General features: G+C 49.1%; 6 protein-coding genes. 2 read left to right on the top strand and 4 right to left on the bottom strand.

All coding sequences use genetic code 11. The features are described from left to right. A partial coding sequence (locus J5I83_RS08410; RefSeq protein ID WP_304054925.1) for a pitrilysin family protein occupies positions 1–1,156 on the top strand: 1,156 nt, incomplete at its 5' end. A gap of 213 nt (positions 1,157–1,369) precedes the next feature. Here the strand turns inward: J5I83_RS08410 and J5I83_RS08405 are convergent. Further along, a complete protein-coding gene (locus J5I83_RS08405) occupies positions 1,370–1,765 on the bottom strand; it encodes a VOC family protein (protein ID WP_304054924.1) in 396 nt (131 codons plus the stop codon). A gap of 313 nt (positions 1,766–2,078) precedes the next feature. Beyond that, a complete protein-coding gene (locus tag J5I83_RS08400; RefSeq protein WP_304054921.1) occupies positions 2,079–2,663 on the bottom strand; it encodes a CBS domain-containing protein in 585 nt (194 codons plus the stop codon). Positions 2,664–3,164: 501 nt separating this feature from the next. On the opposite strand from J5I83_RS08400, the gene J5I83_RS08395 reads away from it, so the two are divergent. Then, on the top strand, positions 3,165–5,840 hold the full coding sequence (locus tag J5I83_RS08395; protein ID WP_304054919.1) for a cation-translocating P-type ATPase: 2,676 nt from the start codon (positions 3,165–3,167) through the stop codon (positions 5,838–5,840). Between the two features lie 37 nt (positions 5,841–5,877). Here the strand turns inward: J5I83_RS08395 and J5I83_RS08390 are convergent, their stop codons facing one another. Beyond that, a complete protein-coding gene (locus tag J5I83_RS08390) occupies positions 5,878–6,879 on the bottom strand; it encodes an ornithine cyclodeaminase family protein (RefSeq protein ID WP_304054917.1) in 1,002 nt (333 codons plus the stop codon). A 62-nt stretch (positions 6,880–6,941) separates the two neighbouring features. Then, positions 6,942–7,376 carry a thioredoxin TrxC gene (gene trxC, locus J5I83_RS08385; protein ID WP_304054916.1) on the bottom strand — a complete coding sequence of 145 codons (435 nt, stop codon included), beginning with the start codon at positions 7,374–7,376 and terminating at the stop codon, positions 6,942–6,944. Positions 7,377–7,498: the final 122 nt, after the last annotated feature.

Here is a 7,498-nt window from a genome sequence, read left to right as displayed (position 1 = left end):
CATGCAAAACCGGGCCACAGCGTGTGAAGATACCAGCGCCATGTTGATGCGCGGTACGAAGCAACATACGCGCGAAGCATTACGCGACACATTCGACAGGCTTAAAGCACAGATCAACGTGAGTATTGAAGGTATAACCATTGAAACAGTTCGCGCAAATCTACCTGATACTCTCAGGCTGGTGGCCGAGGTTCTGCGCGAACCGGTTTTTCCTGAGAATGAGTTTGAGCAGCTAAAACTGGCAATGCTGTCGTCGATCGAAAGCAGACGAAGTGAACCTGATTCCCAGGCAAGCGTGCTCATGGAGCGTCATCTCGCCCCTTATCCCGCTTCTCACTGGCATTACACCCCTACACTGGAAGAGCGCATCGAACGCCTCAATGCACTGACTCTGGACAAAGTAAAGCAATGTCATAAGGAGTTATTTGGCGCTTCCGATGGTGATTTTTCTATCGTCGGTGATTTTGAGCCGGCAGAAATTACCCAACTCATGCAGCAGCTGTTTGATGACTGGAAAAGCCCACGTCCTTACCAGCGCATTCCTGTGCCTTACCAAGACATCACGCCCATCAATCAGAACCTTGAAACACCAGACAAAGCCAATGCCGTATTTCAAGCCGGCATGAATCTCAGATTGCGTGATGATAATCCTGATTATCCTGCGCTGATCGTAGGCAATTACCTGCTCGGAGGCTCAGCTGACTCAAGATTATGGCGGCGCATCCGTGAACAGGAAGGCTTATCCTATAATGTTGCCTCGACACTCTCAGCCAGTGCTTTCGATGAGCAGGGTGAATTTAACATATACGCCATCTATGCCCCGGAAAACCGTGCACGTATCGAGTCAGCTGTAAAGGAAGAACTGGCACGCGTCATGAAAGAAGGTTTCACTGCAGAAGAAGTTGAAACGGCCAAGGCAGGCTATCTACAAGCACGGCGTGTCGCGCGAGGCCAGGATAGGTCACTTGCTGCACGCCTAGCCAATTATCTGACACGTGGCCGCACAATGCAGTGGGATATCAAATTTGAAGCCAGCATTGCAGCACTCACGCCTGAATCGATTCTGACAGCATTGCGCAAACATCTCGATTTCAGCAAACTGACAGTAGTCAAGGCTGGCGACTTCGCCAAAACTACTGCCACTACTCCACAGTGATCTGAAATGATTTAAATAATCGTTATGCGATGAGGAAAAGCGCGACTCTACACATCGTCTGTAAAAATATCCTGCATCCTGATTTGAACATGGCGCAGCGACCGCTCCCCGCTATTATTATCCAACGCACGAATCTGGACAAACAAGCGAGGAGTTGGTCGTCATGCAATGCGACAAAGTATTCACCGCAAGCATATGCTGATTCGAACCAGCCTAAGCAAGAGTCATCTTTGGTTCCGGTTCACTCGCCGCAAAATCAAGTTCTACTTTCGCCCCATCTGGATCGTGACAAAAAAGCTGCCATGTTTGTTCACCTACGAGCCGGTGCAATTTGAACGCGATGCCGTGCAAGCTTAATATATCCACCACTGACTGGAGATTGGACGCAGTAAACGCCATGTGATCAATCACGCCCTGTGCATCTGCCGGTAAAGGCCTGCCGGCGATGATATGCAAAATGGCCTGGTCACCAGCGTAAAGCCAGGCACCAGGAAAAGCAAAGGGCGGGCGATACCCTTCCTTCAACCCAAGCACATCAATATAAAAGGCCTTACTCTTTTCCAGATCACTGGTCAGTACGGTAAAATGATTCATGTTGTCGATCGCCATTTTGCTCTCTTATCATTCATCAATTTGTCTTTTTATATCCTCTAAACGAACAGCATTTTTAGGATATTTTTCTCGAAGTGCCGTTGCGAATTGGCTAATGGATCATTTGCTCTCAACCAAAAACCCTATGTGGCAATTTCACGGCTACCTTGCATATAGAATTGCAGCGCGCAACTGTACATGCAGGAAAAGGATGCACAGTTTCATACCGGTAATTTACCAGAAGACTATGCACTCGCTTTTAGACTGAAGGCGCTAAGCAAAGATCAGCACCTTCTATGTATCGTGCAGCCTGAATCAAGCTTATCTGCCCTCAATGAGTCAATGTCGCTTCAATCTCTGCAAAGGTCTTGGCAATTTCTGTAAGCGGAATAGCTATGCCCAGTTGCTTCTCGATTTGCGTCAATGAGAAAATCCCACATATTAATAGACCGCCCTCGACATCTTCTTCCATTACCAAGGTATGCTGCCGGCCAGCTTCACGCAGACTAGCAACCACATGCCCGACTTTGGCATGCTGCACTTCCTCGAAGGGAATCGCTTCCAAACAATCAAGTGGTGTCATGATATCCGATACCAGAATCTCACTGTGTTTCACACGCCGTTCTTGAATAAAACGCAACGGCTTCTCACCGAGAATATCAGAAGCGGTAATCACACCTTGCAAAAGATAATCATCATTCAATACAAACAATGAGCGCACGCCGCGTTGCATCATGTACACATTGGCTGACTCCATGGTTGCATGTGGCTGGATTTCAGCAATATGGATATGCCGCAAATCAGTCATAATTTCGAGCGCTGGCGATTCCATTGTGACTAATCTTGGCGGCGCTGGATAAATAAGCCGGACAGCGCCTGTTAAGTGCCGAGCCGGAAGTATAGGGTATTCAGGCATGGTAGCATTCTCCCTAGTTAGTGGATAAGTACGCGAAATTGAGAAGGATTAAATCTCAGACTATCCTTGCCATCACTTTACGCTCATCAAAATGAAGGGTCAATATGGTGTTATTGCAGCAGATTGAACATGTGTTTTAATTTCAATTTATGCCGTCACAACCATAACCATAGGTAAATATTCTTGGTCATAATATGAGTAGCAAACAGCTTAGCAGGTCGTTGAAAAAACATATTTCAAGGTACAAATAGGCAAAAGGAACGGAGTTTATGTTTGATAAACGAGCATTTTGAGCCAGCTCTTAACACTGCAACGGTAACACGAATAGTTTTTCGACAGCCTGTTATACTCATCGTATTTCAAAATTTGGTTTTCATAATCCCTCATCCAACCTTCTCCCCGCGGGAGAAGGTATTAATGCCGAATTTTGAAGTACGATGACTATAGAATAGGTAAAAAAAGCGGCCAATAGCAATAACACCTTATTATTCTGCAAAACCTATGAGTACTGCCGACATACCCGAAGACCAAGCCTTCCACGTGCTGGATGCCGAGAACGTCTGCGCGTTGCTGGAAGTTGTCCCAGCCGATGGATTGAGGTCAGAAGAAGTCGCACGTCGGCGGCAGAAATTTGGTGCTAACGAAATGGTGGAAACGGCAGGACGCTCTTGGTGGCGCATGCTACTTGATCAGTTCACCGATTTTATGATTATCGTCCTTATCGCAGCAGCCATCGTGGCTGGTGTAGTAGGAGAAATCACCGATGCGATTACGATCATTGTTATCGTCATTCTCAATGCCTTGATTGGTTTCGTGCAGGAATTCCGTGCCGAGCAAGCGGTAGCGGCCTTGAAACGGATGGTACGCACGATGGTGCGCGTACGGCGTGAGAGACTCACTCATTTACTGACTGCAGCAGAACTCGTGCCCGGCGATATCGTGTTACTGGAAGCCGGCAATATAGTTCCAGCAGATATTCGCCTGCTGGAAGCAATGGATCTTGAGGTTGACGAAGCGGCGCTGACGGGTGAGTCTGTGCCAGTCAGTAAAGCAATCGTTTCCATGCAGGACAAAAATGCGATCGTGGCCGAGCGGCATAATATGCTGTTTCGCGGCACCATTACCACACGCGGACGGGCCATAGGCGTGGTAACAGCCACCGGGATGCTCACCGAGCTGGGTAAAATCGCGTCCTTGCTCGGCGGCGAAACGATTCCGAAAACACCTCTACAAAAACGTCTTGCCGTGTTTAGCCGCAAGCTGGCGCTGTCAATATTAGCAATTTGCATGATTATCTTCATGGCTGGCTTATTACGCGGTGAAGATACCATCTTGATGTTTCTGACTGCAGTCAGCCTCGCCGTTGCAGCAATTCCCGAGGCACTGCCGGCTGTCGTGACGATTTCGCTCGCGCTGAGTGCGCGTCGCATGGTACACCAGCATGCACTGATGCGGCGTTTGCCAGCAGCAGAAACCTTAGGATCAGTCACTTTTATCTGTTCTGATAAGACAGGAACATTAACCAAAAACATCATGCATGCGGAACGATTTTATGTAGCCGGTATTGAATACCACTCGTTCCCCTCCCTTGCTGATAACCAATCTGAAGTGAAGCTGTTTGCCCATGCGCTAGCACTGAACCACGATGTAGAAAAAAGCCCGGCTGGTAAACTGATCGGGGATCCGACCGAGATTGCACTGCTGCAGGCAGCACTCGATGCCGGCATCGTTAATGAAGCGTTGAACAAGACATGGCCGCGCGTCGCCGAGATCGCGTTTGACTCGGACAGAAAGCGCATGACCACTTTTCACCAAGGCGAGCAGCGGCTGCTTGCCATCACTAAAGGGGCACCAGAACAAGTATTGACACAGTGTATCAATCCTATCCAAGGGCAACTCCATCAGGCTGCAATACTTGACGTTGCAAATCGTTGGGCCACAGGCGGCTACCGGGTCATTGCCTACGCTTATCGCGACTGGACAGCGTTACCAGAGCACATTGATGCTAACAGTGTAGAACAAGGATTAACGTTTCTCGGCTTGGTGGGGCTGATGGATCCGCCGCGTGATGAAGTTCAAACAGCAATCCGAGAATGCTACCAAGCTGGCATCACGCCTGTCATGATTACCGGCGACCATCCGGAAACTGCGCGCGCGATTGCAGAGCGCATTGGCCTGACGCAGGATCAGGCTGACGTCATCACGGGGAAACAACTCGAACATCTCACCGATCAACAACTGGTCGAGCGCGTAAAACACATACGAATTTATGCACGCGTGTCACCACAGCAAAAAATCCGCCTGGTACAATCATTGCAGCATTGCGGTGAGTATGTTGCGATGACCGGGGATGGAGTAAATGATGCTCCAGCATTAAAAAAAGCCGATATTGGCATCGCGATGGGTAAAAAAGGAACAGATATCGCACGTGAAACTGCAGATATGGTACTGTTGGACGATAACTTTGCCACGATAGTGCGTGCCATCCGTGAGGGACGACGACTTTACGACAATATCCGCAAGTTCATCAAATATACGATGACCAGTAACTCAGGTGAAATCTGGACGCTATTTCTGGCGCCGTTTCTCGGCCTACCCATACCGTTACTGCCGATTCATATTTTATGGATCAATCTGGTTACCGATGGCTTGCCGGGACTGGCATTGACACAGGAGAACGCAGAGCATGGTATCATGCAGCGATTGCCGCGACACCCGCAAGAAAGTATTTTTGCGCATGGCATGTGGCAGCATATGTTATGGATCGGCCTGTTGATTGGCGCACTGTCGCTGTTCACACAAGCATGGGCTTTGCAAAATAATGTCGAGAACTGGCAGACGATGGTTTTTACTGTCCTGACGTTTGCGCAGTTGGTCCATGTCCTGGCAATCCGCTCGGAAACACAATCATTGTTTACAATCGGCTGGTTGACGAATCAGACCCTGATTGGCGCAATAGTGCTAACCTTTATGTTACAGCTAGGCGTGATCTATATTCCCGTGTTTAATCACATCTTTCATACTGCACCGTTATCAATGGAAGAGCTCATATTCTGCTGTACAGTACCGTGGATCGTATTACTTGCAGTCGAAGTGGAAAAATGGCTGGCGCGCCGCAGCATAATTTATCGTACTTCCAATCATTTCTATCAGTCAAACAATCGCAATAAAGCATGACTTTCCTTTGCAGCGCTCTTTTTCAGACTGCCTGCCACTAACGTTCAATTTCCACTCCCTTCGATGATAGGCAAGCGCGCTGGTATGCCAGTGCCGCCAGCGCAAGATCCCCCAGGGCCAGACCGCGAAAAATAAATGCAGTTTTCTCTTCATCTGAGCAGCGCCCAGCGATATCACCATTAACCAGACCGGTCAGATCACCTTTGACCAGTTCTGGATCAACCAGCGGTGTCGGCATCTGCGCTTCCTGTTCGAGATCATCAATGACAATGCGATCGAATGCAGGCAGACTGTCTTTTACCCAGGATGTAGCCAAGTCAACCGCCGTGGCAAACACGCCAGGCTTCAGCCAACGTGCATCAAGAAAGGGAACCAGCTCAGGCGAAAGTGTGACGGTTGAAATCACCAGATCGGCATCGCTCACTGCTTCCTGCGCACTCCTGCTGGCAACTGCTGACAGGCCCAGCTTTTCCGCCGCCTGACATAACGCCTCACGGTTTACGCTGCCACGACCAAATACCCGGATTTCTTTCAATGGAAACAGGGTAGCAAAGGCCTGCAAATGACTGCGTGCCTGAATTCCACAACCAATGAATGCAGCAATCGAGGCATCAGATTTTGCCAGTCGTCTGGCAGCAACTGCACTCAGCCCTGCCGTGCGCACTGCCGTAATCCAGTTCCCATCTATGACAGCCAGTGGCAAACCCGTATTGCTATCAAGAAGAGTGACCAATGAGTTAATGTCAGGAAGACCCTGTTCCCGATTGCGTGGATTGAGAACGAGCGACTTCACAGCTAGAAAGGGTGGATCATCAGTTGCAGACAATGTCGCCATCATATATCTGCCATCCGGTGGCGTAATGACAGCCTTTGGCGCATTCCACACTTGTGACTGTCTGCGTCCGCGCAGAAGGTGCTCAATACTTTCGATGACATCTGCTGTGGTAACGGTCAGGCTCTCAAGCGTTCTGCGGGACAGATACAATAAGTTTTCAGGCGCTTCCATTTCGATTACACATTTTTTCGTTATCTTACTCACCCTCACCCGCTCCAGATATTATGAAAAAACCATCCTTTAAGCGAATCAAAGGAACTCTTACATCAACGATGACTCAGTGTCCACCTTAAAATGTCTGGCGCCCCCATGGCACCCGACTGACGCGCCACCTCACGCCCATGCTGAAACAGCACCAGCGTTGGGATACTGCGAATAGCAAACTGAGCACCTAGCATCTGCTCAACCTCGGTGTTGACCTTGGCCAGACGCACTTTGGGTTCCAGCTGACTAGCAGCCTGAGCAAATTGAGGCGCCATCATTTTGCAGGGGCCGCACCAGGGCGCCCAGAAATCTACCAGCAGCGGAATATCATTATGGCGGATATGTTGCTGAAAGCTGGATGCTGTCAAATCCATAGGATGGCCATTAAACAGTGGCTGGTGACATTTGCCGCATTTCGGTCCTTCGCCCAGCCGCACAGCAGGAATACGATTGATGGCATCACATTGCGGGCAAACGATATGCATAGATTCACTCATTATTTTGATTTCCTAATTAAAGAGCATCGGGATCAGCGGGCAACCAGAACATACCCGAATGGCTATCTGTGCCTTGCCTACTCGCTCCTGCCAGAGCGATCAATCATGACGCCAATTTGTAA

The sequence above is a fragment of the Nitrosomonas communis genome, from assembly GCF_024102715.1.
In the GTDB taxonomy this organism is placed as follows: domain Bacteria; phylum Pseudomonadota; class Gammaproteobacteria; order Burkholderiales; family Nitrosomonadaceae; genus Nitrosomonas; species Nitrosomonas communis_B.
The sequence above is the reverse complement of the archived record's forward strand: the minus strand, read 5'-3'. Positions and strand labels throughout refer to the sequence as shown.

Coding starts and splice junctions, on each gene's coding strand:
- trxC (WP_304054916.1), bottom strand. CDS start 7,376: ATGAGTGAATCTATGCATATCGTTTGCCCGCAATGTGATGCCATCAAT.
- J5I83_RS08395 (WP_304054919.1), top strand. CDS start 3,165: ATGAGTACTGCCGACATACCCGAAGACCAAGCCTTCCACGTGCTGGAT.
- J5I83_RS08400 (WP_304054921.1), bottom strand. CDS start 2,663: ATGCCTGAATACCCTATACTTCCGGCTCGGCACTTAACAGGCGCTGTC.
- J5I83_RS08405 (WP_304054924.1), bottom strand. CDS start 1,765: ATGGCGATCGACAACATGAATCATTTTACCGTACTGACCAGTGATCTG.